The sequence below is a fragment of the Shewanella sp. SG44-2 genome (assembly GCF_014164215.1).
Classification (GTDB): Bacteria; Pseudomonadota; Gammaproteobacteria; order Enterobacterales; family Shewanellaceae; genus Shewanella; species Shewanella frigidimarina.
In genome coordinates, this window is sequence record NZ_JACJEU010000068.1 from 1 (window position 1) to 1,302 (window position 1,302).

1 protein-coding gene is annotated in these 1,302 nt (G+C 40.6%); it reads right to left on the reverse strand.

Annotation, left to right across the window (positions count from 1 at the left end; all coding sequences use genetic code 11):
* Positions 1-32: 32 nt before the first annotated feature.
* A protein-coding gene (locus tag H5181_RS20260; RefSeq protein ID WP_123883017.1) for an IS3-like element ISShfr4 family transposase occupies positions 33-1,261 on the reverse strand; the annotation gives its coding sequence in 2 pieces (ribosomal slippage) (positions 33-910 and positions 910-1,261; 1,230 coding nt in all).
* Positions 1,262-1,302 lie beyond the last annotated feature (41 nt).

The following is a 1,302-nucleotide window of genomic DNA, read 5'->3' on the forward strand; positions in this document are numbered from 1 at the left end:
TGTCTAGTCCTAAAATAGGTTGACGGTTTTTATTAAGCCAGTTGGAACTCCCGACTGGCTTTTTCATGCACTTCGTTTGGGGTTTTCATTCCTAAACTAAGGTGCGGTCTTAACTCGTTATAAGTCCTAATCGATTCTTTGATGAGTATTGCCAGCTCCTTCATCGTACGACAACGGTAAAGTAAAAACTCTTGCTTCAAAATACCATTCACTCGCTCAGCTAACGCATTCTGATAACAATCATACCCATCTGTCATCGATGGCCTTATCGCATTCGCAGCCAATTTATGTTGATATTCTGCTGAGCAGTACTGTATCCCTCTATCTGAATGATGAATGACATCACTGGTTGTCTGACGATTCTTTATCGTCATCTCCAATGCTTTAACGACATCACTGGCTTTCATTTCATCACTTAATTCATAACCCATTATTTTTCTTGAATATGCATCTGTGACTAATGATAAATAGTGAGTTCCTTCGTCTGATTTTACGTAGGTTATGTCACTGACAAACACCTCTTCAACCCCCTTCACCACTCTGTCTTTGAGTAAGTTTGGGTGTTTTCTCAACCAATGATGGCTATGGGTTGTCTTGGTGTAATTCTTCCTAGGCTTTACTAACATATTGTGTTGTTTCAAATACCGAAATAGGCCGTCCCTACCTAGCTTTATGCCTTGTTTAAGTAACTGTGGCTTGATGAGTTGATAAAGCTTACGCGTACCCACTCTGGGCATGAACTGACGCCAATACATAACCATCGTCATCACCGGTTTTAACATGTCAGCTCTTGCTGCTAAGCGCTGCTTCCATTGATAAACAGCTTGTCTTGATAGGTTAAACTGCCGACTCGCTGTCGCTAGCTTTACAGTGCCTTTTTCTTTGGCAAGCCAGAGCGTTCGGCTAAGTACTTTTTTTCTAAATCAATACCGTACTCATTTTTAAGTAACTCGACCATATCGCCATAAATCATATTTTTCATTTCGAGATTGGAGACTTGTTTCTCTAATCGTTTGATTTTCTGGGCGGGTGTTTCTGTAGATTTGGACATAGGTGAATGCTCAATCGGCTGGGACCAATCTAATCTACCATGTTTTCGTAACCATGTTAGGACGGTACTTCTCCCTTGAATGCCATAATGGTCTTGAGCTTGCTTATACGTTAGCTCGCCTTTTTCTACTTGACTAACAACCGCTAATTTAAAGCCTAACGTGTAATCTCGTTGAGTACGTTTTATATTGATTGATACTGAAGGTTTCATAGATAAGTCTCCAATGTGTCAACTTATCTCAGGACGGGACA